The organism is Dorea sp. AM13-35, from assembly GCF_003473885.1.
Classification (GTDB): domain Bacteria; phylum Bacillota; class Clostridia; order Lachnospirales; family Lachnospiraceae; genus Dorea_D; species Dorea_D hominis.
The window spans coordinates 106,477-132,685 of record NZ_QUCZ01000001.1 but is presented as its reverse complement, the minus strand read 5'-3'; the positions used below and the strand labels follow the sequence as shown (position 1 = coordinate 132,685).

At 41.3% G+C, this 26,209-nt stretch carries 20 protein-coding genes; all 20 read right to left on the bottom strand.

Annotated features, from left to right (window positions below; translation table 11 throughout):
* Positions 1-9: 9 nt before the first annotated feature.
* A complete protein-coding gene (locus tag DW152_RS00565) occupies positions 10-1,137 on the bottom strand; it encodes a CDP-glycerol glycerophosphotransferase family protein (RefSeq protein WP_118287740.1) in 1,128 nt (375 codons plus the stop codon).
* Positions 1,121-2,521, bottom strand: coding sequence for a sugar transferase (locus DW152_RS00560; protein ID WP_118287739.1), 1,401 nt, complete (start codon positions 2,519-2,521; stop codon positions 1,121-1,123). Before DW152_RS00560 ends, DW152_RS00565 begins: the two co-directional genes overlap by 17 nt.
* A gap of 154 nt (positions 2,522-2,675) precedes the next feature.
* Positions 2,676-4,886 (bottom strand): SH3 domain-containing protein, encoded by a 2,211-nt coding sequence (locus DW152_RS00555; protein WP_118287738.1) that lies wholly within the window; start codon positions 4,884-4,886, stop codon positions 2,676-2,678.
* Positions 4,883-6,310 carry an LCP family protein gene (locus tag DW152_RS00550; protein ID WP_021861640.1) on the bottom strand — a complete coding sequence of 476 codons (1,428 nt, stop codon included), beginning with the start codon at positions 6,308-6,310 and terminating at the stop codon, positions 4,883-4,885. Before DW152_RS00550 ends, DW152_RS00555 begins: the two co-directional genes overlap by 4 nt.
* A 75-nt stretch (positions 6,311-6,385) precedes the next feature.
* Positions 6,386-6,649, bottom strand: coding sequence for an HPr family phosphocarrier protein (locus tag DW152_RS00545; protein ID WP_021861641.1), 264 nt, complete (start codon positions 6,647-6,649; stop codon positions 6,386-6,388).
* A 15-nt stretch (positions 6,650-6,664) separates the two neighbouring features.
* A complete protein-coding gene (locus DW152_RS00540) occupies positions 6,665-7,954 on the bottom strand; it encodes a CdaR family protein (protein ID WP_117538127.1) in 1,290 nt (429 codons plus the stop codon).
* Positions 7,932-8,816: a diadenylate cyclase CdaA gene (gene cdaA, locus DW152_RS00535; RefSeq protein ID WP_021861643.1), complete on the bottom strand. Its 885-nt coding sequence runs from the start codon at positions 8,814-8,816 to the stop codon at positions 7,932-7,934. The genes DW152_RS00540 and cdaA overlap by 23 nt, the downstream gene beginning before the upstream one ends.
* A gap of 32 nt (positions 8,817-8,848) precedes the next feature.
* Positions 8,849-9,988, bottom strand: coding sequence for a hypothetical protein (locus tag DW152_RS00530; protein WP_021861644.1), 1,140 nt, complete (start codon positions 9,986-9,988; stop codon positions 8,849-8,851).
* 1 nt (position 9,989) lies between these two features.
* Positions 9,990-10,385 carry a hypothetical protein gene (locus DW152_RS00525; RefSeq protein WP_021861645.1) on the bottom strand — a complete coding sequence of 132 codons (396 nt, stop codon included), beginning with the start codon at positions 10,383-10,385 and terminating at the stop codon, positions 9,990-9,992.
* A gap of 57 nt (positions 10,386-10,442) precedes the next feature.
* Positions 10,443-11,195, bottom strand: coding sequence for a ComF family protein (locus tag DW152_RS00520; protein WP_279209049.1), 753 nt, complete (start codon positions 11,193-11,195; stop codon positions 10,443-10,445).
* Positions 11,188-13,392 (bottom strand): SF1B family DNA helicase RecD2, encoded by a 2,205-nt coding sequence (gene recD2, locus DW152_RS00515; protein ID WP_117538126.1) that lies wholly within the window; start codon positions 13,390-13,392, stop codon positions 11,188-11,190. Before recD2 ends, DW152_RS00520 begins: the two co-directional genes overlap by 8 nt.
* A gap of 23 nt (positions 13,393-13,415) precedes the next feature.
* The gene (locus DW152_RS00510; protein WP_021861648.1) at positions 13,416-14,405 is read right to left on the bottom strand and encodes a rod shape-determining protein; all 990 of its coding nucleotides are present in this window, start codon (positions 14,403-14,405) and stop codon (positions 13,416-13,418) included.
* A 129-nt stretch (positions 14,406-14,534) separates the two neighbouring features.
* Positions 14,535-17,375, bottom strand: a complete 2,841-nt coding sequence (gene uvrA / locus DW152_RS00505) for an excinuclease ABC subunit UvrA (RefSeq protein WP_117538125.1) — start codon at positions 17,373-17,375, stop codon at positions 14,535-14,537.
* An 83-nt stretch (positions 17,376-17,458) separates the two neighbouring features.
* The gene (uvrB, locus tag DW152_RS00500; RefSeq protein ID WP_118287737.1) at positions 17,459-19,531 is read right to left on the bottom strand and encodes an excinuclease ABC subunit UvrB; all 2,073 of its coding nucleotides are present in this window, start codon (positions 19,529-19,531) and stop codon (positions 17,459-17,461) included.
* Positions 19,532-20,021: 490 nt separating this feature from the next.
* Complete coding sequence (locus tag DW152_RS13295; RefSeq protein ID WP_199663788.1) at positions 20,022-20,237, bottom strand: hypothetical protein; 216 nt, start codon at positions 20,235-20,237, stop codon at positions 20,022-20,024.
* A gap of 166 nt (positions 20,238-20,403) precedes the next feature.
* Complete coding sequence (locus DW152_RS00490) at positions 20,404-20,952, bottom strand: hypothetical protein (protein WP_117539071.1); 549 nt, start codon at positions 20,950-20,952, stop codon at positions 20,404-20,406.
* A gap of 260 nt (positions 20,953-21,212) precedes the next feature.
* Entirely contained in the window at positions 21,213-21,866 is a 654-nt protein-coding gene (locus DW152_RS00480) for a helix-turn-helix domain-containing protein (protein ID WP_334294643.1), read from the bottom strand.
* Positions 21,867-22,031: 165 nt separating this feature from the next.
* Complete coding sequence (hypD, locus tag DW152_RS00475) at positions 22,032-24,407, bottom strand: trans-4-hydroxy-L-proline dehydratase (RefSeq protein ID WP_021859592.1); 2,376 nt, start codon at positions 24,405-24,407, stop codon at positions 22,032-22,034.
* A 4-nt stretch (positions 24,408-24,411) separates the two neighbouring features.
* A complete protein-coding gene (locus DW152_RS00470) occupies positions 24,412-25,320 on the bottom strand; it encodes a trans-4-hydroxy-L-proline dehydratase activase (RefSeq protein ID WP_021859591.1) in 909 nt (302 codons plus the stop codon).
* A 272-nt stretch (positions 25,321-25,592) separates the two neighbouring features.
* Complete coding sequence (yihA, locus tag DW152_RS00465) at positions 25,593-26,195, bottom strand: ribosome biogenesis GTP-binding protein YihA/YsxC (RefSeq protein WP_118287735.1); 603 nt, start codon at positions 26,193-26,195, stop codon at positions 25,593-25,595.
* Positions 26,196-26,209 lie beyond the last annotated feature (14 nt).

The window sequence follows — 26,209 nt, the reverse complement described above, 5'->3', positions numbered from 1 at the left end:
TTCCTCCGTTTATTTAATAAATCGAAATATAAAATCTGCAATGTCTTTTGTTGCATGTTCTGTTGGTGTTACATATTTATCTGCAAACTGCTTTAAGGCTTTCTTATCATAAGAGTCTTCTTCGATCGCACGCACGATCTCAGCTGCATCTTCGGATATCACACCCGGCAGTTCGTTTTCATAGTCAATCGCAAGTCCTCTGCCATTTTTATAAAAATCCATGTCGAAATCATAGAAATACAGCGGAATGCCGAGTACTGCTGCTTCGTATATAATACAGGAATAATCACTGACTACATAATCTGCTACAGACAGCATCTCAAAACTTGAAAATCCGTCAGCGCTCATGGTCTCATCCTGAAGCTTCATCTTCGACAGCGGATGTAATTTCACAACCAGATTATATCTGTCTGTATCGACTGCATGAATCAATTTTTCAAGTGCCGGACCAAATGCTGTCTCATCTTTCCGAAATGTCGGAATGTATAAAATCACCGGCTTCTCTTTCAGTTTCGGATATTTTGCATGTATCTTCTCTTTTGTCTTTTCCTGATAAGACCTGCTGTTTAGCAGATCCAGTCTTGGAAGCGGCATAGTGACGATTTTTTCAATCTCACAGCGGAATCCTTTTGCCAGATGATCCTTGTACGCATCTGCACTCGCAAATACATAATCATAATTCTGATGCATCTTCATCGCTTCGGCAATCTCCCGTCTGCTGCCTTCTGCTGTATCCAGTGCTGTATAGCCGAATTTTTTCATTGTTCCCATGGAATGCCACATCTGGATAACCGTCAGCGAATTTTTATGTTTTAGCAGGCTGACCGGAATACAGTAAGTATCCAGCACCGCTACCTGTGCGGTTGCAAGATGGTACATCTGCGTCAGCATATGGAAACCATAACGAATCTTTCCGACAAGGCTGGAATCCACGCCCCCATCCAGTGTTTTACACAGCAACACAACCTTAACACCTTTGTTTTGTTTTAAGAGTTCATGTTCCACCATACGGAATTCGTCCGACGGCTCATTACTCTGCCGGCTGAGCATGACAATTTTTTTCTGTGTCGGCAATAATTTCATACCATTATATAAAAGCTGCAGCCCTGCCGTACCTATTTTAATTATTTTTACCATGTTTTTTTTCTTTCCATTTTTCAAATTTATACGGACAGTGTTTGTTGTTCTTATCAAACGCCTCTGTACTGTCTGATTTCAGTAATACAATTGCCGTCTGGAAAATAAGTTGGATATCTTTCAGTATACTGAACTGTTCAATATACATCATATCCATGATCAGCTTATCTTTCGGTGTCGTATTATACTTGCCTCGGATCTGCGCATACCCGGTCAAACCGGCCTTCATGCGGAGACGGTACTCAAATTCCGGAAGTTCTTCGGTATATTCCTTTACATTTTTGATCATCTCTGGTCTCGGACCAACAAATGTCATATCACCTTTTAATACATTTAAAAGCTGTGGAAGTTCATCAATTCTTGTTCTGCGAAGAAACTTGCCCGGCTTCGTGATACGGTCATCATCCTTTGTAACGGAATGGTTATCATTATTCGGCTTCATGGTGCGAAGCTTATACACTTCAAAACGCTTGCCGTGAATGGTCGCTCTCTCCTGTTTAAAAAGAACCGGCCCTCCATCATTAAGTTTCACTGCAAGACTTCCAAGGATCCAGAACGGGGAAGATAAAATTCCCAGCACAAGCGACAGAACAATATCCATGCTCCGTTTTACAATTCTCTGCTCCATAGTAAGTGCTTTTACATTCTTGTTCAGCAGATATACATCATTCAACACATATTGTTCCGCATTCAGTTCCATAATATCTTCGATCTCCGGATTGAAATAAAGATTCACATTGTACTGATAGCACCAGCGCATAATATCTGTACGTGCTTCTACCGGCACATCATATACGAATACAGTCTGTGCTTCTTTGATATATTTTCGCTTATCCGGATTGCGATAGTCCACAACAGACGCAATCTGATATTGCTTTTTAAATTTCTGCATAGAAAATACAAGCTCGTCCAGCCTGCGCTGTGAAGATGTGATCACGCAACACTGTTCCGGCTTGTGGATCAGGAAAAACAACCAGTTTCCCGCATATGAAAAAAAGATAATGAGAACAAGCTGTACACAAAGAGCGAGTCCTAAAAGTCCCAGACTGTTCAGGCGGAATTGCCATACGCTCGGTACATTGGTTCTCATGATCATTAACTGCAGATAAGTAACAATATCTGTACAGATTACGGCAAGTGTCAGTGAATAGATGATCGGCTTACTCTTTCTGCGCCCCACATCATATTTCCCGTATACAGACAGGAACAGCAATCCAACAATCGCGAATGTTGATACGGTAATTCCAAGTGTACGGGACAATCTGGTCAGTCCGATACTCTCTCTTCCCATGATACGGACAAACGCCATCATTAAAGATATATAGAAAATAAATTTTATAAATAACCACAATGTTGTCTCAAATTTATGCAAATGCTTTTTCATTCAGCCACCTCAAAATACGCATATATTTAATATACCTGTAACATTATATACGAATATGTACGATATTTCAAGGTTTATCGGCACGACAAACGGCACCGCGCTCTCCCATGGGATTACACGATGCCGTTTCATTCCTTATTTTATGTAAATATTTTTATGCTTTTTTCAAATACTTTGACGCAATGTAATAGTTTTTGCTATTCATTTTAAAGCGATACCACGTATATCCATCTGCCTTTTTGGAATAGCCGTTTTTTACGTTAATCTTCTGTCCTTTTTTCAAAGTTCCTTTCGTCGCATACTTCGTTCCGGCTCCTGTCCGGTAATTGACACTTGTTGTTGTCACATATTTTGTATATGTTTTCTTTGCCACTGTTACCTTTTTCAGGTATTTTGAAGCAGCATAATATTTTTTACCGTTCATCTTAAAGCGATACCATGTATAACCGTTCACCTTTTTGGAATAGCCGTTTTCTATACTGATCTTTTGTCCTTTTTTCAGTGTTCCTTTCGTCGCATACTTTGTTCCGGCTCCTGTCCGGTAGTTAACGTTTGTTGTCGTCTGATATGTTGTATATGTTTTCGTCTGTGCCGGCTTTGGATCTGGTTTTGGCGCTGGTTTGTCATTCGAAGAACTGCTCTTTTTCGTCACTTCAATTCCAATAACATCAACTGCTTTTCCGGAACTTGTCACTGCATAAATCATACATTTTCCTGCTTTTTTTCCTGTGACTTTACCACTGTCATTCACAGTTGCCACTGCCGGATTGCTTGTCTCATAATAAATCTTTCCTGCTTTTGAAGATTTTGCGCTAAGCTGTTTTGTATTACCTGCCACAATCTTCGTGTTCGTATTCATCTGCAGATAACGGCTGGATACATAACCTGTCTTTCCGGCATACGTTACTTTCATCCAGTACGGATTTGCCTCCTGCGTGGAAACCGCCAGACTCTTGTCCGTATATTTTCCGCCACTGACTGTCACTTTCTTTCCTTTCGGTATCGTGCCAAGTGAAGACGTACTGGACGAAACGCCTTTGCGTAGCGTGACATTCGTTGTAACAATTCCACTCTTCACAGATTTGGAAATCGTCACGGTCGCTCCCTGTGACGGCATATTTTTATAAACCGGAATGTAAAATACATAAGCATCATTGACAATATTCATATTGTTATATGTATTATAAGTAGAATTTGCTTCCGCTGCCGCTCCCGTCAGATTCTGCATATACTGATGGCTGTAATATGGTTTTACAATTGTATTAAAGCGTTCATAATAAATCGTATTCTGTCCGCGCTTGATGAATTTTTCTGCGATCCATTGCGCCCCTCCGGTAATGGAACTGACCGGAGACATCCACGGTCTTGTATAGGAAGTGTTCTTCCCGCTCGATCCGCCCTTTGCAAAAATAAGACCATTGGCAACCGCTGAACCGGTAGCTCCTCCCGGCACTGCACCTATATTATAGTAATTATAATATCCCCGGTAAGATTTCCCGCCATAGAAATATTTTCCGGAAATACTCCCATTTGTCAGCTTAGCTCCTGTCTCCTGCCGGATCTTGGATGTCAGGAACAGTGGACTGACGCCCGCATTTGCACCGGCAGCAAGAATCGTCTCGCCATACGTCCGTTTCAAATTAAATGTTTTTCCTTTTTTGTCCAGATAACTGATCTTCTTTTTATAAAGATCTGTCCCTTTTAAAATATTTTCCACACCAGTCAATGTATGATATTTGGAATTATAATTCAACGCTTCAAACATGAAAATATATCGATCCGTCAGAAAATTCCTTGGATCTGCATAATAAGCAACTGCCGGTCTGCTTGCCGATACCCAGTTTGGTCCATCCTTTCCTATGTAGACTCCTGTAGAAGCATTATAATCTGTACTCTTTTTACTGAGCAGAAGGCTTCCTGCTGTCTTCGGCAGAAGGCTGTTATTCGTGCTGCTCTTTCCACCGGAAATACTTTCCTTAGCCACGACTTCATTCCAGTCCTGCCCTGTATTTTTCGCAATAAACACCCACTTTGGATGTGCTTTATGAAGTGTGGCAAGCAGCTCCTGATAATCAGCCGGAAATTTCTTCAGTTCACTGCTGTAAGTTCCTGTCACCGCTCTTGCTTTGTTCTCCTTGAGCCAGCCTGTATACTCCTGTACCAGCTCTTTTGTCTCCTCATCCTGCTTCGCAGGCTCTTCCGTTTTTTCTGATGTTTCCGTCTTTGCCGAATCCGGGCTCTGCATTTCCGCAGTTTCCGCCGTTTCTGTATTTTCTGCGGGCTCTGCCGCACAGACCGGCAAAGTACACAGCATCACACCTGTTAATGTCATTGCAAACATCTGTCTTATTTTCTTATTTTTCATTGCAAAGCCCTCCTCATTTTCTTTTTAATTTTTGACACAGAACTTTCATATGGAACAGTTACATATAACGCTTTTCCTTTATAAGAATAGCAATACTGTTTTCCGCTGGAATCTCCTTCCGCCGCCACAGACTGAACATCCCAGCCTTTCATTGTGCCAAGCTGCATGCGGATCAGCGACTTGATCTGATTCTCAGACATATTCGTATCTGCGCTTCCTGCCACGCTGTTGATTATACTGTTTGCATGTAAGATGATTTCCGGAGACATCGCTTCATGAATCAGTGCAGTCAGAAGCGCCTGCTGGTTTTTCCCCCTCTGATTATCTCCCGCTGCCAGGGCATGTCGTTCTCTTACAAACGCCAGCGCCTGCTTTCCATTAAAATGATTCGTTCCTTTTTTTACATCCACTACTGTTCCGGATTCTTTTCCTGTTGTAAATGCCAGTTTGGATTCTACATCTACTCCTCCCATAATATCCACGATATTTTCTACCGAAGAAAAGTTTACACGTACAAAAAACGGAATCTCTATATCATATAGATTTTCCAAAGTTGCAATCGATGTGTCGATTCCATATACTCCTGCATGCGTAAGCTTGTCCTTTTGTGTTCCGGACACCCCCGGAATCGTCACATAATAATCCCTCGGTGTTGTCGTAAGAAGAATCTTATGTGTCTGTGGATTCACAGTTGCAATCAGATTCACATCACTACGGCTCTTTTTATTAATATTACCATAAACATCAATACCGCTGATATAAACGTTGAACGGCTTTTGTATTACATCAATTGATTTTTCTTCCGTGTATTTACCGCTTTCTTCACCAATTGCGATCGTATCCAGCGCCGAATTAACTTTTAATCCATAAAAGCAGAGAATACACATCAACGCCGCCGTCACAAGAGAAATCCATTTTCCGGTTGATTTCTTTTTCCATCTGCCATTCACTCTGCGTTTCCCGTAACGCACAGCCCGCATCTGCATAATCTTAACGATACATGCAAATATCAGCAATATCGCTGCAAATCCCACCATATATGGCACCGGTAAAATTCCAAGAATAATCATGGAACCAAAAGCTGCAATGGAAGCAAGAACCTGCAGAATCCACAACAAATGAGAAACTGCACCAATCTTTACCGGTCTCCAGTCATCCCGGCGTTTTTTACGTTTTCTTCTCTTCTGATTACCGGATCTTGCTGTATACGGATCTGCATCACGGTATCTCCGTCCTGTTGTATACGGATCCGTATCGCAATATCTCTGTTTTCCAGACCGTCTGCTATATTCATCATACAGATCCTGACTGTAGAAATCATCATACAGATCTTCACTGTATCCTTTCCTGCTTCTCTTGTATTTTCGTTCCTGATTTGGCAAATGATCTAATTCATTATACAATTCATCTATATCCTTAGCCATTATTTATCTCCCTTCTGTATATCCGAGTTCCTTAACAAAAAACAGTTTTTCCTGTTGGAAAAACTGTTTTTACTTTTACTCTCCCAATCCGTCTTCTACAGCGCTGACCATCGCTTTCATTGCATCAGCTTCGTCTTCGCCGTCGCAGATTAAGACAATCTTATCCCCTTTTTTTATACATGCTCCAAGCACACTCAGCACACTTTTTGCATTTGCTACTGTCTCTTCATGTTGAAACAGCACTTTGCAGTTATAATAGCTCGCCGTATTACAGAATACCCCCGCAGGTCTCAGATGAAGCCCCGTCGGATTACTGATCGTTACTTCCTGCTTTAACATATTGTTGCCTTTCTCTTAATTGTTTTCTTTCGTTTTTTCTTCGTCCTTGACATTCGCCTTCGCTTTATTTTCAAGCACTACTTTAATGCTCATACTCTTCTCCAACGTACAATGTTCCGGAAGTGATACCTGAATTGGAACATTATAAGTTCCGGGTTCCGTATATTTTGCCAGATCAATACTTACACTTTCATCGATATCTATCTTATTGAGCGCATCTTCCGGTCCACGAATCTGAATATCCAGTGCATCTGCGGATTCATAATTGATAGACAAATCACTGTCAAGATTCAGAACCGATACAGAACCTACTGATATTTCGAAAGATTTTGTTCCGTCCTTTTCTATCAGGATCGTTACTGCCACAGAATTTGCATTCTCATCAGCCAGTACGATTCCATCCGGAAGATACTCCGAAACATCTATAACCTTTTCTGTCTTTTCTTTCAGATTTTCCATTGCCAGCGCTGACGCCGGAATCTGAATCTCTGATAGCTGCTGAAGCTTATCAACATCTCCTGACACACTGATCTCTTTCGGTTCGTATTTAATATTTGAAAATTCATAACCATTTGCTGCCTGGATCGCTGAAGTGTCAAAATTCAACGGTACGTTTTTTGTACGAAGCAGTTCAACGTGAATGTCTACACCTTCTGTACCAAGATTATTGCTCAAGAGATTCTGGTCAATCTCATTGTTATCTTCATCATATAGTTTCAGCTCAGATTCCAGCGTTGATGTCTTGGATAAACCAGACACACTGACTGTAGCTTCTACTTTACTGATCTTATCAATTACGGATTTCGGTCCACGGATCGATACTTTCTCCGGCATAGCCTCAATCTGTCCTAAAACATATCCATCACGTACCGTACCTGTTGTCTTTGGAACGATTGGGAATTTCTTTGTCTCCTCATCTTCCAGTTTCACCTGCATATTGCGTGGTGTCGCATATGCATCCGCTACTTTATAATTTTTCACCGTAACTTCAATCGGTATCTGTGTCTCCAATGTAAGTTCCTTCATATCAGCAACAGCAGTGATATCATTTGCACTTAATTTACTCAAAACAGAACGTTTTGCCTTTACCGTAACTGTAACATTCTGTGTATCATCCAGAATCTGATACGTCTTTGGAGAATCCTCTGAAGCAAGCACTTCTGTATTGATCACTGTTACAGGAATGTTACTGAAATTCTGATCCATGATCGGATCATCAATATTAACCACTATAAGCCACAACAAACCTGCAGCCAGAAAGGCTAATATCTTAAGACTAAAATTATTCGACAGTCTTGTTCTCATTCTTACGCCTTCCTTTCCGCAAAGAATACCATTTACCGGACTCCACCTTGCGGTTCTGGATCTGTTCCAGACTCGCTCTTAATTCCTCTCGTGTAATATCACGAAGAAGTTTTCCACTGTGCGCAACTGAAACAGCACCTGTTTCCTCAGAAACAACAATGATCACTGCATCACTGACTTCGCTCATCCCCACAGCTGCACGATGTCTTGTTCCCAGATCTTTGCTAAGTTCCATGTTGTCCGACAACGGCAGATAACAGGTTGCCGACACAATTCTGTCTCCACGCACAATAATCGCACCGTCATGAAGTGGTGTATTATGTTCAAAAATCTGTTCCAGAACCTGTTTGGAAATCAGGCAGTCCAAATGAATTCCTGTACTCTCGTACTCTGTCAGACGGATTGCCTGCTCTACTACGATCAGCGCACCTGTCTTCACACTTCCCATACTATAAGAAGCTTCTACAATACTTGTGATCGTATCCTCGCTGAACCGCACTCTGTCTCTTGTCGTATCAAACGGAACCATAGAAGAAAGTACACTTTTTTCTCCCAGCTTTTCCAAAGCTCTACGAAGTTCCGGCTGGAAAACGACAACTGCTGCCGTCGCCATAACCGTAACTGCGTTCTTGGCAAGGAACAAAATCGTATGCATCTGGAAAATTGCGGCAACAAGAATAAACACAGCCAGCACAAGGATTCCTTTCATCAGCATCCATGCCTTTGTATTCTTTACCCAGATCATCAACTGATAGATCAGAAATGTAAGAATCAATACTTCTACAATATCTGTAATCCTTATATTAGGAAAATACACCTCTGTTACATATTTCTGCAAAAAATGAGAAATACGCTGTTCCATTCTGTCACCTCCTTCTTTTTTTATCGCATTCTTTATTTCATATTAAGATCTTTTTTCAAACTCTGTGTCAAAAGCAGTTTATTTACTTCATCAATATCATGTTTCTTTGCAGAAGGACCTTTTTTAGCTGTCGGTCTCTTCCGTCCCTGATTGCTCTGCCTCTGATTCGGATGTACTTTTTCAGCTCTGTCATTCTTAGGCTGTCTGTTCTTGCGGATCTTATTTGTATCCATGATCTCCGTTCCATGTCTTTCATTGATCCGTTTTACGGTCTTCTCCGGTGTTGCCACTGAAAGCTTCGGAACTGCTTTTACATAATAATAGTATTCGTCATCTTCATATTGCAAATTCTCACTTTTTGCATAATCCACAGAGAAGAAAAACAATTCAAGAATCAGTCCAATGATCACCGCAAATATATTGCCAAAGATCAAACCTACATAAGAAGTATGAACTCCCAGTGCCACATCTCCGATTGCAATCACGATAATATTCGCTACTGCTCCGGCAGCAATTGCAATCTTCCATGCATGATCTGCCGCCTGACGGTGAATCGTATATACAAGGAACAAACAGATGATAAATGCTGCAATTGCAATCCACATTTCCTTATTCTGAAACACCTGCTTTACATAAGCAGTAATCTCTGTCATCATTTTTGCTTTCCCGGAACTTTCCATTCCCGGAGCTGCTTTCTTCACATATGCCATCATATAATATACAATCGTTCCACAAATTACAGCTACCAGACTGATCGGTGTTGCAACCAGACCTAATGCGATTGGAATAATGTATGGAATATTGAACGCAAATGCGATTGGTGTCAGCAATACTACAATTGCCATTTTCGGTGTCAGGCGTAAATAAAAAATATACATAACAAGAAAAATCAACGCTGTAACTGCCAGTGCCGAAACGGATGCTGCAAACATATGTACCAGAATCAGCGCTGTAGCAAGAAGTACCGTGATGATCATCGGGAAGAATGTACAGATCACAGCAAGAGCCAGCGTTGCTACCGGTGATGCCGCCGCTTTCATAAAGCCGACATTACCATTGATCAGATAAAACGTCACCAGTGCGAGCACAAATTGTATTCCCTTATCGAATACTCTGGAATGTGCTGCATACAGTTCCCGCATTTTTTCTCGTATTACAAACAGATTATCCATATTATTGTTTCTCCTTTTCATACAGTTTAAGCAGTTTTATCAGATCATGATTATACATCTTCACTCTCTGTCTTGCATCCTTATGTTTCTGATTATACACATGGCTTGTCACACCGGCATATATCGCCAGTATCACAACATATCCTACTACTGCAACAAGCATCATAATGAGCATTAACAGCAATGACATATGACCTACGATCAGGTCAAATCCCGCCAACAGTATCAGCATCCACACACAGATATATCCAACCGTAACCCACAAAAATGAGCAGATTGAATGTAAGCCGACATAATCTTTTCTATAGTATTCACTGATCTTAAAATCTTCTTTTCCCTGTGTCTGTTCATATAAAGCAAGTTTTGTCATCAACTTCACTTTGCTTCTATCTAACATAATCCACCTCAAACTTCTATTTTCTACTTTTAAACATCATTTTAAGTATAACAAATATCAGTATCCTTGTCCAATACTTATAGTTAAAAAATAGACTTTTTCAGCGCCTGCTTTTTTCAGCAGAAATGATACTGCATCGATCGTATTTCCGGTTGTATAAATATCATCTACAACAACAATCGTACAGCCTTTCCGGAAGCGGTATTTTAGTCCAAATGCCTGTTTCAGGTTCTGCTTTCTTCCTCTGTGTCCCTGGTTTTTTTGTGGCTTTGTATTCTTTGTGCGGACTACAAGATCTGTTTCCACAGGCAGGTTCATAAGTCTGCCGATCTCTGCAGCAAGAAGTTCTGCCTGATTATAGCCTCTCTTCTTTTTTCTCTTTTTATGTAACGGAACCGGTATGAGTACATCCGGATTCCATCTTCGGATCTCTTTTTCAAATTGTCCGACCAGTACTTTTGCGTATTCTTTAGCGAATGCTCTTTGATTATGATATTTAAATTGATATATAGAATTGCTCACCGGTTCTTTATGCACCCACACTGCACTTCCGGCATCAAAATAGTGCTGTCCCTCTGCACAGTCATAGCAGTATTCTTTTTCAGATACATGCAGTTTCTTTCCGCACTGTACACATCTTGGTTCAGTCACAAAAAGTGGCTTAAGCTTCTTCTGGCATTCAGGGCAGATCCCCGTTCTGTATGCCCTCATGCAGAATGGACACCTCTCCGGCCATAAAAGTTTTAACAGCCACTTCCATATTTTTTCTTTATTATCTGCTTTACTATTGCTGTCTTTATTCTTAATCAATAAACTCCTGGATTCGTTCTGCCAGGCTCGTATTCCTGTTCTGTTCGTGTGTATTACGAATCATTTCCTGAAATACGGTTTCACTCCCCACAAGTGTCACACATTGTTTTGCCCGTGTCACTGCTGTATACAAAAGATTTCTCGTATAAAGTTGTCTTGGTCCCTGCAAAAGCGGAATGACAACCGCCGGATATTCACTTCCCTGCGCTTTATGAATCGTGATTGCATATGCAAGTTCCAGTTCATCTAACAGCTGATACGGATATTTGACTTTCCGCTGTTCATCAAACTCTACCGTCACAGTTTCTTCGTATGTATTAATCTCACGGATAATTCCGGTATCTCCATTAAAAACGCCCTGCCCTTTGTCTATGGTCATTCCATATTTTGTAGATACTTCCCATTCCAGTTGATAATTATTTTTAATCTGCATAACTTTATCACCTTCACGGAAAAGCCGTTCTCCATATTCTTTTTCCTTTTTATTCTTCTGTGACGGATTCAGATATTCCTGTAAAATCCGATTCAGCCGTTCCACTCCAAGAAGACCTTTGCGCATCGGTGTCAGGACCTGGATATCATATGGTTTTGCGTGTACATATTTGGGCATCTTCTGTTGGACAAGTGTAATTGCAATACTAATGATCACATTCGGATCCTGTCTTTTCAGGAAGAAAAAATCCATACTCTTATTATCCAGTACAATCGGTTCTCCCTGATTGATCTTATGCGCATTCACTACAATATCGCTTTCTCCCGCCTGTCTGAAAATCTTTGTCAGCATAACGACCGGAAAACATTTCGAAGCTATAATGTCTTTTAAGACACTTCCCGGACCTACACTTGGAAGCTGATTCCGGTCACCCACAAGGATCAGACGGGTTCCCGGAACAATCGCACCAAGCAGTGCATACATCAGTGGCAGATCCACCATCGACATCTCATCTATGATAATTGCATCTGTTTCCAGCGGATTCTCCGCATTTCTTCCAAATCCGGATGGGGTGTCTTCCTCCTCCGGATTTCCATTCACTTCCAGCAAACGATGAATCGTCTGTGCCTCATATCCGGTTGTCTCTGTCATTCTTTTTGCAGCACGTCCGGTAGGCGCAGCCAGCGCAATCTCCATTCCTTCGCTTTCAAAAAAATGAATCATTGCATTGATGGTTGTTGTCTTTCCTGTACCCGGGCCTCCGGTCAGCACCATAATCCCGTTTCTCGCCGCCTCCATGACCGCTTTTTGCTGCATTTCATCCAACTGCATCCCTGTATTTTTTTCAATTTCATGAATGCGGTGGAGAAGGACTACATCTGCAATTTCATCCCTTGTATTCAGATCATGCAGCATCTTTGCTGTATTCAGTTCCATATAATAATAATGCGAAGCATAGATTCTGTCTTCTTTTACAACGATTTTCTTTTCCATAGAAAGATCCATCAGATATGGCTCCAGATCTGTAATTCGTACGCCAAGCAGTTCGCCCGCGCGATACAGCAGTTCCTTCTTATGCAGGTAAATATGTCCTTCCATGACACTTTCCTGCAAAGTATAAAAAATACCGCTGCGGATCCGGAAATCGGAATCTGTATGGATTCCAACTTTTGATGCGATCTCATCAGCAGTTTTAAAGCCAACACCCGGCACATGATCTGCAATCTGATATGGATTATTTTCTATCACACGGTAAACATTCTGCCCGTAATGCTGATAAATCTTTGCTGCAAGAGTCGTAGATATTCCATAATTCTGCAGGTAGATCATTGCCTCCCGCATTTCTTTTTTCTCTTCTACCTGAACAGCAATCTCTCTTGCCTTCCGCTCGCTGATTCCCTTGACTTCTGCCAGACGTTCCGGCTCTTCTTCAATGATCCGGAATGTCTCTTCCTTAAACTTCTTGACAATACGTCCCGCAAGTGCCGCTCCCACGCCTTTAATTGCGCCTGAGCCAAGATATCTCTCAATGGAAATCAGATCTTCCGGCGCACATACTCGTGAAGCCGATACCTGAAGCTGTGTTCCATACAGCTTATGTACCGTATATTCGCCTTCAAGCTCCAGAAGTTCGCCTTCTTCTATATAATGAAACTTTCCTACACAGGTCAGTTCACCATCTTCATTATTTAAATTAAAAACTGTATAACCATTTTCTTCATTCCGGTATACAATGTGTTCTACATAACCTTTTATCTCTTCCATATGTGCTTCTTCGTATTTGTATTTTAATATTCTTTCTGTCCACTCATAAATTCAACATACTGTCCGGTTCCAATAGCAACTACCTGCATCGGTTCATCAGCAGTCATTGTATTAATACCGGTACGCTCTTCAATCAGCTCTTCCAGCCCGCGGAGCATTGCTCCTCCACCGGTCAGAACAATGCCACGCTCCAAAATATCTGCTGACAGCTCCGGCGGAGTTCTCTCCAATACGTTCATAATTGATTCTACGATCTGTCCCGTTGTCTCCCTTAATGCCTGCTCCGTCTCCGACGAAGAAATTGTTACGACTTTTGGTAATCCGGTTACAAGATTACGGCCTTTCACTTCCATCACTTCGTCTTCCATCATCTGATAGGTCGTTCCGATCTTAATCTTAATATCTTCTGCTGTTCGTTCACCAATCAGAAGATTGTGTTTTTTCTTCATGTAACGGACAATGGCTTCATCAAAATCATCTCCTGCAAGTTTCAGTGAGGCACTCACAACTGTTCCCCCCAGAGAGATCACAGCTACATCTGTTGTTCCTCCACCGATATCTACGAGTAATGTGCCACATGGCTTGGAAATGTCAATTCCGGCACCAATCGCTGCCGCAACCGGTTCCTCGATCAGTTTCACATCTCTCGCACCTGCCGCATAAGTAGCTTCTTCTACCGCTTTACGCTCCACTTCTGTCACACCGCTTGGTACACAGATACTGATACGTGGCTTTTTAAATGAACGCTTTCCCATTGCTTTCTGTACAAAATATTTGATCATCTTTTCCGTCACAGTATAATCTGAAATCACACCATGGCGCAGCGGACGGATCGCTACAACGTTTCCCGGTGTTCTCCCGAGCATCAGTCTTGCTTCTTCTCCGATCGCTCTTATTATATTTGAATCTCTGTCAAAAGCCACAACAGATGGCTCTTTTAAGATAACTCCCTTTCCTTTTACATATACCAGAACACTGGCAGTGCCTAAATCAATCCCAATATCGACCGACATGTTCAATCCCCTTTCATTTCTGCATCTGGTTTTCATGCATGTATCATTATAATCAAATTCCTCTAAAATAGAAAGCCCTTTTTCCTTAATTATTTGTGAAGCAAACGTGTATCCTGTCGAATGGAACTATTATTTATCTAACACCTGTCGGATATATCTGCCTGTGTAGGAAACCGGATTGTCAGCCACCTGTTCCGGTGTTCCCTGCGCAATAACAGTTCCGCCCTTATCTCCGCCTTCCGGGCCCATATCAATGATATAATCCGCAGTCTTAATAACATCCAGATTATGTTCGATCACAAGAACGGTATTTCCATCTGCGGAAAGTCTGCGCAAAATTTCCGTAAGTTTGTGCACATCTGCAAAATGCAGTCCGGTTGTCGGTTCATCCAGAATATAGATGGTCTTTCCTGTACTTCTCTTACTCAGTTCTGTTGCAAGTTTGATTCTCTGCGCTTCTCCTCCCGAGAGCTGTGTCGAAGGCTGTCCCAAGCGGATATAAGAAAGTCCTACATCGTACAGAGTTTCCATTTTTCTGCGGATACTTGGTACATTTTCAAAAAAATGCAATGCTTCTTCCACCGTCATATTCAGCACATCATAAATACTCTTACCCTTGTATTTTACCTCCAGAGTTTCTCTGTTATACCTCTTTCCGTGACAAACTTCACAAGGCACATATACGTCTGGCAGGAAATGCATCTCTATTTTTAAAATACCGTCTCCACTGCAGGCTTCACATCGTCCGCCCTTCACATTGAAACTGAATCTTCCTTTTTTATAGCCTCTTGCTTTGGCATCCGCTGTTGACGCAAAAAGATCACGGATCAGATCAAAGACGCCGGTATACGTGGCAGGATTTGACCTCGGTGTACGCCCAATTGGAGACTGGTCAATGGCAATTACTTTGTCAAGCTGTTCCAGTCCTTCAATATTCTTGTGCTTTCCCGGAATTGTTCTGGCACGGTTCAAATCCCTGGCAAGTCTTTTATATAAAATTTCATTTACAAGAGAACTTTTCCCCGAACCTGAGACACCGGTTACACAAGTCATAATGCCAAGCGGAATCTCCACATCGATCCCTTTTAAATTGTTCTCTTCTGCATCGGTAATTTTCAGCCAGCCTGATGGCTTCTCCCGCACTTCCGGCACCGGTATCTTCTTCTTGCCACTTAAATATGCTCCTGTTATCGAATCCGGATTCGCCATGATTTCTTCAGCAGTTCCCTCTGCTACAACTTTTCCACCATGTTCTCCCGCTCCCGGTCCAATATCAACAATATAATCTGCTTCCCGCATTGTATCTTCATCATGCTCTACTACAAGAACTGAATTGCCCAGATCACGCAGATGTTTCAGCGTATTTAATAATTTATCATTATCTCTCTGATGAAGTCCGATGCTCGGCTCATCCAGAATATATGCCACACCTACCAGGCCGGAACCGATCTGTGTTGCAAGCCGGATTCTCTGCGCTTCCCCTCCGGATAACGAACCGGTTGCTCTTCCAAGTGTCAGATAATCCAGCCCAACATCCAGAAGAAACCGGATTCTTGCACGGATTTCCTTTAAAATCTGTCCCCCGATCAACATCTGCTGTTTGTCTAATTCCAATGTTTCCAGGAACTGATGCAGTTTTTCAATAGAGAGGTCTGTCAGTTCGGCAATATTGCATCCTCCGACAGTTACTGCCAGCGCTTCCGGTTTTAGCCTCTGCCCTTTGCAGGCACTGCACGGCGTAATCCTCATGAATTCTTCATATTCTGCTTTCATTGTCTGGGAACCCGTCTCTCGGTATCTGCGTTCCACGTTGCGGAGCAGCCCTTCGAAAGCGACATCATACACACCTTCTCCACGCTGACCTTTGTAATAGACTTTCACTTCTTTTCCATCCGTTCCATGGATCAATATATCGTGGATTTTTTTCGGATATTCCTCAAAAGGTGTATCCAGTGAAAATTTGTACTCCTTGCTTAAAGCATCGAGAATCGCATAGGTAAAACTCTTCTTATCGGTACACGACTGCCATCCCAGTACCGTAATCGCACCTTCGGCGATGCTCAGTTTCTTATCCGGAATCATCAGATCTTCATCAAATTCCATTTTATAACCCAGTCCGAAACATTCCGGGCACGCACCAAACGGATTATTGAAAGAAAAGCTTCTTGGTTCGATCTCATCAATACTGATTCCGCAATCCGGACATGAAAAGCTCTGACTGAAATTCATCGTTTCTCCGTCAATAATATCTACCATCATCAGGCCCTCTGCCAGGTGTAACACATTCTCCACCGAATCTGTCAGTCGTTTTTCGATTCCAGGTTTTACAACGAGACGGTCTACGACAATTTCAATGTTATGTTTGATATTCTTATCTAATTTGATCTCTTCCGAGAGTTCATACAGATTCCCGTCAATCCGCACACGGACATATCCACTCTTCTTTGCACGGTCTAAAAGTTTCTCATGGCGTCCTTTTCTGCCACGGACTACAGGCGCAAGAAGCTGGATCTTCGTCCGTTCCGGAAGTGCCATAATCTGGTCTACCATTTGATCGACCGTCTGTCTTCTGATCTCTCTTCCACACTTTGGACAATGCGGGATTCCGATTCTTGCATATAATAATCGGAAATAATCATAAATCTCCGTTACCGTTCCAACCGTAGATCTCGGATTCCGGTTCGTAGATTTCTGGTCAATAGAAATTGCTGGTGAAAGTCCCTCAATGCTCTCTACGTCCGGTTTTTCCATCTGTCCCAAAAACTGTCTTGCATAAGAAGACAGCGATTCCATGTATCGTCTCTGTCCTTCCGCATAAATGGTATCGAACGCCAAAGAAGACTTTCCCGAACCACTAAGTCCTGTAAGGACAACCAGTTTATCTCTTGGAATATCCAAATCTACATTCTTCAGATTATGCTCATTGGCTCCCCGTATTCTTATATATCGATTGTTCTCTTTTCTATCCACCGTTTTTTATGCCCCTTTATTTTAATTGTTTCTGCAACTGCTGCATTTTTTATTCTATCTGGCTTTTTATCTGCCATTTTTCTTTATTCTTCCTTCTGTAGCTTCTTTAATTCTATTAATTTATCACGCAACTCTGCTGCCGCTTCGAAATTCAGCTCTGCTGCCGCTTTCTTCATCTGCTTTGTCACATCTGCGATCAGCTTCTCCAGTTCCTTTGCACTCATAGACTCCGGATCTTTTTCCATCTTCATCTCAGATGCAGCAACTTTCTTTGAAATACTGATCAGATCACGGACGCTCTTCTGTATCGTCTTTGGTGTGATTCCATGTTCTTCATTATATTTCATCTGGATTTCACGTCTCCTTGACGTCTCATCCATCGCTTTCTGCATAGATTCCGTGATCGTATCCGCGTACATGATAACATGTCCTTCCACATTACGCGCAGCACGGCCGATCGTCTGTACCAGTGACGTCTCTGAACGTAAGAATCCTTCTTTATCCGCGTCAAGAATTGCCACAAGTGTAATCTCCGGAATATCCAGACCTTCACGCAAAAGATTGATTCCGACAAGCACATCGAAGACATCCAGTCGCATATCACGGACAATCTCTGTACGCTCCAGCGTATCAATATCCGAATGTAAATATCTTACACGGATGCCTACTTCCCGCATATAATCGGTCAGATCCTCTGCCATTCGTTTCGTAAGTGTTGTAATCAGTACTTTATTCTTTTTTGCGATCTCTTTATTCACTTCACCAATCAGATCATCAATCTGTCCTTCTACCGGACGCACTACAATCTCAGGATCCAGAAGCCCGGTCGGCCGGATTACCTGCTCTGCCCGGAGAAGTTCATGCTCTTCTTCGTAAGTGCCTGGCGTAGCCGAAACAAAAAGTACCTGGTCAATCTTATTTTCAAATTCATCAAAACTAAGCGGACGGTTATCCAGTGCCGATGGCAGACGGAAACCATATTCCACCAGGGTATGTTTTCTCGATTGGTCTCCATGATACATTCCACCAATCTGCGGAACTGTCTTATGCGACTCATCAATCATCATTACAAAATCGTCCGGGAAATAATTCAGCAGCGTATTCGGCGGCTGTCCCGGAAGCAGTCCTGCCAGATGTCTGGAATAGTTTTCAATTCCGGAACAGAAGCCAGTTTCCCTCATCATCTCAATATCAAAATTTGTCCGTTCCGCAATACGTTGTGCTTCCAGAAGCTTTCCTTCGCCTTTGAAATATTTCACCTGGCCTTCCAATTCAAGCTCAATATCATGAATTGCTTTCTCCATACGTTCCTTTGGAACGACATAATGAGAAGCCGGAAATATTGCAATGTGATTCAATGTATTTTTAATCTCACCGGTAAGCATATCAATCTCTGAAATCCGATCGATCTCATCCCCGAAAAACTCAACTCTGATCGCAGTATCCCCACGGTCTGCCGGCACAATCTCTACTGTATCTCCCCGCACACGAAACGTTCCTCGCTTGAAATCCATATCATTTCTGTCATATTGAATATCTATCAGCTGACGCAGTACTTCATCCCGGTCTTTCTCCATTCCCGGTCTTAATGATACCATCATCTGCTCAAAGTTCTCCGGTTCGCCCAAACCATAAATACAGGATACACTGGCAATTACGATTACATCTCTCCGTTCGATCAACGCCGCTGTTGCCGACAGTCTTAATTTATCAATCTCTTCATTTACAGAAGAATCCTTCGCAATGTAAGTGTCGGATGACGGAACGTAGGCTTCCGGCTGGTAATAATCATAGTAGGAAACAAAATATTCCACTGCGTTCTCGGGGAACATCTCCTTGAACTCTCCGTATAACTGAGCTGCTAACGTCTTATTATGAGCGATGACAAGCGTCGGCTTCTGTAATTGCTGAATCACATTTGCCATCGTAAAAGTTTTTCCAGAACCCGTAACCCCTAGTAAAGTCTGGCATTGATTACCTTCCTTGAACCCTTTCACAAGCTCTGCAATCGCCTGTGGCTGGTCTCCGGTTGGCTCATATGGGGCTTTTAATTTAAAAGCATGTCCACCCTGCGGGCTGCTTTTATGAGCAAATAGCTGACTATTGTCAGCGGATTGCGAATGTCCTTTTTCTGCATTCATGGTAAATCCCTCCATTCATGCTTATTGAACTACTAATGTTCAATAAGATGTGACTTTTAATCGCATTTATGCGATTGAAAAAGTTCTGTGAACTTTTTTACTATGATCATTATCAGCCAAAAATTCGTATCCGGATTCGTAACGAAAAGCTCATTTTTATAGTGAATAGATGTCCTTTTCACCTCGTTACGAATAAAAGTCACAAAACTGATTTTTACGGATAAAACAGCACTCGGAAATACCTGATGATACCAGGCTCCGGTTCTGTCATATTTTTACTGTTTGTTCTTGTAACAGTCCCTATTATATCAGACATTTTTTTGAAAGTATATAGATGAAGGTAAGAAAAAAGTACAAATGTTCGATTCTTATTTGTACTTTTCTCTCTTACTACTATTCTATTTTTTATCATGCTGCGTTGAAATATTCCTCCAGGATTAAGTCTATTTCAATCACTTCTGAATAATCATAATACTAATCTTTCCGCTCTTTTGGAATAACTTCTTCAATAACAACAAATATAATTCCAGTCCCGGAACTCTTTTGATCTGCGTCTGCGGTTCTTCTCATAAGTTTTCCGTTCTTCCAGAATTGCTTTAAATACATAATCCGATATTGGAAGTTCACGCACACCAGCAGGTGTTTTTGTTTTAATTTCCTGCTTTGTCAGCATCTTAGGTGCACAGTCTTCTGCTTTACTGTTTGGCTTAAGATGTTTCATCTTCTAAGTGCTAATAACCTACGCAACAATAGAACAATTTGAAAAGTTATCCCGCTTTTGCTTACCATATTATTTCCTTAAATTAACATTCATGTGACGCCCAATATTACGCAAATTCATAGGGTCCTCTACAAACTGAAGTTCATCCCAATATGCAGGCCTTTGATTATACACGCTTATAAATTATTGGTTCATCATATCCAAAAGTTCTCTTTCCATTAACTTCCATGCTTTCCGATACTTCCAGAAAATTGTTGGAAAACTTTTCCCAAAGTTTGAATGTCATTACCGGAGAGAACTGGCTTGTGCTGCCTCCCTCCCAGATTCCGTCCTTTTCATGATAAAGTGCCGGATTAAATTTTTCAGATTTTTCTAGTTTAGAGTAATCAACATTCTTCATAGAATCATATGAAAATGTATTTTTATCTTCTCCTTTTGGAATTTCATAAGAAGAAAGTAAAATTCCCTGTTCTATTTCCGTGATAAGGAAAAGATGTGGAGATGCATGACGTTTTCCATTAATTTCATAATAACTCTCTTCAACAACAAATTTTCCTTTGAAATCTTCAGGAAGGTTATTTATTTTGTCATTACAGATTGTATTTACATGTTCCGCATATGGATATGTTTTCCCTTCTGCCTGCATCTTATTAAATTGATCCTTATTATCAAAATGTCCTGTCATCATTCCTACAAAATTATCAAGTTTCATCATATACTTTACCTCCTGGTATTTGCCTAATCACACTATTCCTCTTTTGCTTTTGCCATACTGGCGATATCTCCCACTTCATTCAATACCATTGTCGGAAGATAAGCATAAGTTTTGAGTGTTTCTTTAGAATACACCTTGCTCTTTTCATAATAAAATAAAGCGCTATTTTTTACAAATATTTTTATATTATATCATCCACACATAAAATCAAATACATAGTACTGTGAAATCAAAGTAAATATTTCTATCAACAGAACCTTTTATGACAACATCTCTTTCACACAAATACTCCGATAATCACTCGGTGATATTTTATATTTTTCTTTAAATACTCGGTTAAATGTTCTCTGACTTTCAAATCCACTATCCAGACAAATATTTGTAATAGAATCACTCGTATTTTCCAAACGATGGCATGCATAGTTCAGCCTTGCATCGTTAAGATATTGATTAAAGTTTCTATGGAATGTTTTGGAAAAGAGTCTGGATAAAACATATTTGCTCACCCCTAGATCTTTTGCCATCTCTTCCAGCGAAAATTTCTTCTTAAAATTTGCTGATATATAGGAAACTGTCTGGTAAATAAGATCGTTGCTCCCCACATTACTCTTTTCTACCAAATTTAATTTTCCTATGCAGCGTGCCAACACAATTTGAAGATATGCCTGTGCAACAGTAATATCCGACTGTTCTGTCTCTAAAATTGCATTTATAACCCTATATACCTCCGGTTCAACCTTTTCCGCTTTGATGATTGGGTATTCAGGAGCCATGGATTGCATGACATCTGCAAATTTGGCTATCGTAAATGGCGATGCAATCAGATAAGTCGCTTTCGAAGATAACTCATTAAGTTTACCTTCTTCGCGATAAATCGCTTGGATCTGCTTGATTACCAGAAAGGCATAGATCATTATAGACAAGTTCTATTCCCGGAACTGATCTATACTTATAAATGCTCTCGTCTGCGTTATGTATAATTGATATTTAAATTTCTGGCAAGCAGCGTCAATAAAAAGATACCCGGAAACTTTTACATTTCCGGATATCCTGTCTTATATCTTATATTATTTTACATCTTAGCCGAAAGACTGCTCTGTACGGTTGATGATCTCATCCTGTAACGGTTTGCTTAAGTTACGGAAGAAGTCACTGTATCCGGCTACACGAACGATCAGGTCGCGGTAGTCATCCGGATGTTTCTGTGCTTCGATCAATGTCTGTCTGTCAATGACATTGAACTGGATATGATGTCCGTCCATTGCGAAATAGCTACGGATCAGGCTGGACATGTTCTCAAGTCCTTTTTCTCCTGCTACAACATCCGGAGTAAATTTCTGGTTCAGAAGAGTTCCTGCTGTTGCAAGGTGATCCATCTTTGAGCAGGATTTGATAACTGCTGTAGGACCGTTTGTATCAGCGGATTTCTCCGGTGAGATACCTTCAGATACCGGAACATTTGCTTTTCTTCCGTTAGCAGTTGCTCCGATTACTTCTCCGAAGTAAACGTGGCATGTTGTCGGGAGCATATCTACTCCGTATTTTCCGCCTCTCATAGTCGGACGTCCTGTAATCAAATCATGGTACAGGTTAAATACATCCTGCATGATAGAATCTGCATAGTCATCATCATTACCATACTTCGGTGTCTTATCATGTACCATACGATAAATTGCATCGTATCCTTCAAAGTTATGATCCATCGCTTCGATCAGTTCTTCCATTGTGAAGTTTTTCTTATCGAATACGTTATATTTAATTGCTGTGATACAATCTGTAACAGTTCCGATACCTACACCCTGGATATAGTTTGTATTGTATCTTGCTCCACCTGCATTGTAATCTTTTGCATTGCTGATACAGTCGTTTGTTACAACTGAAAGGCACGGTGCAGGCATGTTCTCTGCATATAATTTCTCGATTACATTATTTCCACGTACTTTGATATCGATGAAATGTTTCAGCTGTTTCTGAAATGCATCCCATAATTCTTCATATGTCTTGAAGTCTTTTGCATAACCAAGTTTCAGACCGAGCTGTTTGCCGGATTCATTGTCAAATCCATTGTAAAGTGTAAGTTGGAATACTTTCGGGATGTTCAGATATCCGGTCAGGATATATGCTTCACTTCCCCATGCTCCTGTCTCAACGCATCCTGAAGATCCGCCGCGACGTGCATCTTCCAGTGATTTACCTGCATTGATAAGCTCCATTGTCTGTGCTTCTGTATTGTAGAATGCCGGCTGTCCCCATCCTTTTCTTGAGATCTCGCATGCTCTCTTTAAGAAACGTGCCGGTGTCTTCTTGCTGATTGTTACGTTAGAGTTTGGCTGAACCAGTTTCATCTCGTCCATACAGTCAAGGATCAGATAGCTGACTGCGTTAACTCCATCGCGTCCGTCCGGCGTCACACCACCTGTATTGATATTTGCAAAATCTGTGTATGTAGCACTTTCTTTTAGTGTGATACCTACTTTTACCGGTGCCGGCTGGTTGTAGAATTTCACCCATAAGCACTCTAACAGCTCTTTTGCTCTATCATCATCCAGAATTCCTGCTTCCGTATCTGCCTCGTAGTATTTGATCAGATGCTGGTCAAGACGTCCCGGGCTGAATGCATCCCATGGGTTCAGCTCTGTTGTAACTGCCAGATGTGTGAACCAGTATAACTGGATTGCCTGCCAGTATGTCTTTGGTGCATGTGCAGGAACAACTTCCAAGTTGGCTGCGATCTGTTTTAATTCTTCTTTACGAACCGGATCATCTTCTTTCTCAGCCATCTCCAGTGCTAATTCATGATATCTCTCGCCAAGGATGATCACTGCGTCGCAGGAAATATCCATAGCTTTTAACTCTTCCATCTTGTCGTATGCTTCCGGATCATTTAAGAAATCAAGCGAATCCATTGTCTTCTTGATTTTCTCTTTGTAATCCATATATCCGGTTGTAAATACCTGTTCTCCACCACATGTATGTCCCGGTCCTCTCTGCTCCATGAACTCGGTGAACATACCTGCTGAATAACAGTCATTCCACTCCGGAGTCATAGTTGCAAGAAGTTTTTCTCTCATGCTGCGTCCCTGCCAGAATGGGATGATCTCCTCTGCCTGAAGCTTTCTGTCTTCTTCTGTTGTATGGAAAGATACAAGGTCACGCTCGCTCATAACTGTCATATCTTCTACGCTGTGGCAACAAAGTTCCGGGAATGTCGGAGATGCCTGCGGGTCTTTTCCTTTTTCACCTACGATCAGTTCTCCATCACCCAGATATAATGTCTTCTTGGAGAAATACTCTTTTAATACCATAGATCTCATTACAGGAATAGAATATTTTCCATCATTCTCTCTGTAAAAATCTGTCTCGATCTTCGCTCTCTCCAAGTCGATATGTACCGGTGTTGTTACACTCAGTTCTCTCAGTTTCTGAATTCTTTCATTCATGCCTCTTTTTGCCATTGTTTTAACCTCCTATTCTGGTATTTGAGAAGCCTTCATCCTGGAAAAGTTTTACAAAACCTTCCATCTCTTCATTTGTTGGTGCCGTTAAATCAGTTCCTTTATATTCCATATCCAGTTTTGGATACTTGCTGCTTCCTGTATTATGGTACGGCAACAAATTCACCTGTGCCGGATGGATATTGTGTTCTTTTAAGAACTGAATGGTTGCCTTCATATTCTCATCATTGCCATTCACTTCTTTGACTGTCGGAATACGGATGTAAATCCTTGCTCCTGCATCCGATAATTTCACAAGGTTCTCAAGAATCAGTCTGTTATCTACGCCTATGTACTTCTTGTGAAGCTCCGGATTCATCACTTTCACATCATATAAAAATGTATCTACATACGGTAAAACCGCTTCAAATTTATCATACGGCACATATCCGCACGTATCAATTGTTAAAGAAATCTCTTCCTTCTTAAGTGCTTTGGCAATTTCCAGCACATACTCCGTAGACATTGCCATAACTTCTCCGCCGGAAAGAGTAACACCGCCGCCGGATTGCTCGTAGAACATCAGATCCTTCATCAGTTCTTTTACCAGTTCTTTTACCGGATACTCTTCTCCCACTGTCTCACGGATTCCTTCCGGGCAGTAATTCTCACACTTTCCGCAAAGATTACACAGAGATTTGTCAAGAACCGGCTTTCCCTCCGTCATTGAAATCGCGCTCTGCGGACAGACTTTTGCACAGGCTCCGCATCCAATGCATTTTTCCTTATCGTACTGAAGTTCTCTTTCAAATCGCTGCGTCTCCGGATTGTGACACCAGACACATTTCAGTGGGCATCCCTTAAAAAAAACGGTAGTACGAATTCCATCTCCGTCATGAATAGAATACTTCTGGATATTCGTAATATAATTCATGATCTTACTCCTTCCCGTTACTTTTGTTTTACTGTTAGACTTTTGTTTGTACTTTAGTCTAATAATAGCAAAAAAAGAGAAGTTTGTCAATCTGTTATCAAACTTCTCTTTCCTTATTCTCTTATTCTCTTATTCTCTTATTCTTCGCGCTGTCTCCATGCCGTTTAATTCTTTCATGTAGGTATCAAGAAACAGCAGTTCCATAGCAGTACTGTATTCAAAAGGTTTCTTTCAATCTCTACATCTTCACAGATGACAATTTCTCTCATCCATTACTTCTCTTCATTCTTCTCCATAAATTCCGTCTCAACCAGCTCCCATATCTCATCTCTTCCCTGCTTCGTCACAGATGAAAATGGAATAACAATTGTTCCCGGAAGCAGATTTAATCCTTGGCGAATTGCTTTGATCTGCTTTTGTACCTGGCTGCGCTTGATCTTATCTAATTTAGTCGCGATAATGATCGGATTGAATCCCTGCTCCACGATCCAACTGTACATCAGTTTGTCGTTCGCAGACGGATCATGCCGGATATCAATCAGAAGAAAGACTGCCTTCAACTGTTCCGATCCATGGAGATACCGCTCAATGAGCTGACCCCATTTTGCTTTTTCCTGCTCAGATACTTTTGCATATCCATATCCCGGAAGATCTACCAGATATAATTCTTCATTAATATTGTAAAAATTAATCGTCTGTGTCTTTCCTGGTGTCGCGGAAATACGCGCAAATGATTTCCGATTCATGAGAGCATTAATGAGGGATGATTTTCCAACATTTGATTTTCCTGCAAATGCAATTTCCGGATGTTCATTTTCCGGTAATTTACTTGTAATTCCACATACTGTTTCCAGATTCAGGCTTCTTATAACCATATTCTTTTCCCCCT

Bases quoted from the DNA above. Each gene is read 5' to 3' on its own strand.
- DW152_RS00510 (WP_021861648.1), bottom strand. From the start codon at position 14,405: ATGTCGGTCGATATTGGGATTGATTTAGGCACTGCCAGTGTTCTGGTA.
- DW152_RS00565 (WP_118287740.1), bottom strand. From the start codon at position 1,137: ATGGTAAAAATAATTAAAATAGGTACGGCAGGGCTGCAGCTTTTATAT.
- yihA (WP_118287735.1), bottom strand. From the start codon at position 26,195: ATGGTTATAAGAAGCCTGAATCTGGAAACAGTATGTGGAATTACAAGT.
- DW152_RS00550 (WP_021861640.1), bottom strand. From the start codon at position 6,310: ATGGCTAAGGATATAGATGAATTGTATAATGAATTAGATCATTTGCCA.
- DW152_RS00490 (WP_117539071.1), bottom strand. From the start codon at position 20,952: ATGATGAAACTTGATAATTTTGTAGGAATGATGACAGGACATTTTGAT.
- DW152_RS00555 (WP_118287738.1), bottom strand. From the start codon at position 4,886: ATGAAAAATAAGAAAATAAGACAGATGTTTGCAATGACATTAACAGGT.
- cdaA (WP_021861643.1), bottom strand. From the start codon at position 8,816: ATGGAACAGCGTATTTCTCATTTTTTGCAGAAATATGTAACAGAGGTG.
- hypD (WP_021859592.1), bottom strand. From the start codon at position 24,407: ATGGCAAAAAGAGGCATGAATGAAAGAATTCAGAAACTGAGAGAACTG.
- DW152_RS00525 (WP_021861645.1), bottom strand. From the start codon at position 10,385: ATGTTAGATAGAAGCAAAGTGAAGTTGATGACAAAACTTGCTTTATAT.
- DW152_RS13295 (WP_199663788.1), bottom strand. From the start codon at position 20,237: ATGAAACATCTTAAGCCAAACAGTAAAGCAGAAGACTGTGCACCTAAG.
- DW152_RS00540 (WP_117538127.1), bottom strand. From the start codon at position 7,954: ATGAGAACAAGACTGTCGAATAATTTTAGTCTTAAGATATTAGCCTTT.
- recD2 (WP_117538126.1), bottom strand. From the start codon at position 13,392: ATGGAAGAGATAAAAGGTTATGTAGAACACATTGTATACCGGAATGAA.
- DW152_RS00545 (WP_021861641.1), bottom strand. From the start codon at position 6,649: ATGTTAAAGCAGGAAGTAACGATCAGTAATCCGACGGGGCTTCATCTG.
- DW152_RS00470 (WP_021859591.1), bottom strand. From the start codon at position 25,320: ATGAATTATATTACGAATATCCAGAAGTATTCTATTCATGACGGAGAT.
- DW152_RS00530 (WP_021861644.1), bottom strand. From the start codon at position 9,988: ATGGATAATCTGTTTGTAATACGAGAAAAAATGCGGGAACTGTATGCA.
- DW152_RS00560 (WP_118287739.1), bottom strand. From the start codon at position 2,521: ATGAAAAAGCATTTGCATAAATTTGAGACAACATTGTGGTTATTTATA.
- DW152_RS00480 (WP_334294643.1), bottom strand. From the start codon at position 21,866: ATGATCTATGCCTTTCTGGTAATCAAGCAGATCCAAGCGATTTATCGC.
- uvrB (WP_118287737.1), bottom strand. From the start codon at position 19,531: ATGGAGGGATTTACCATGAATGCAGAAAAAGGACATTCGCAATCCGCT.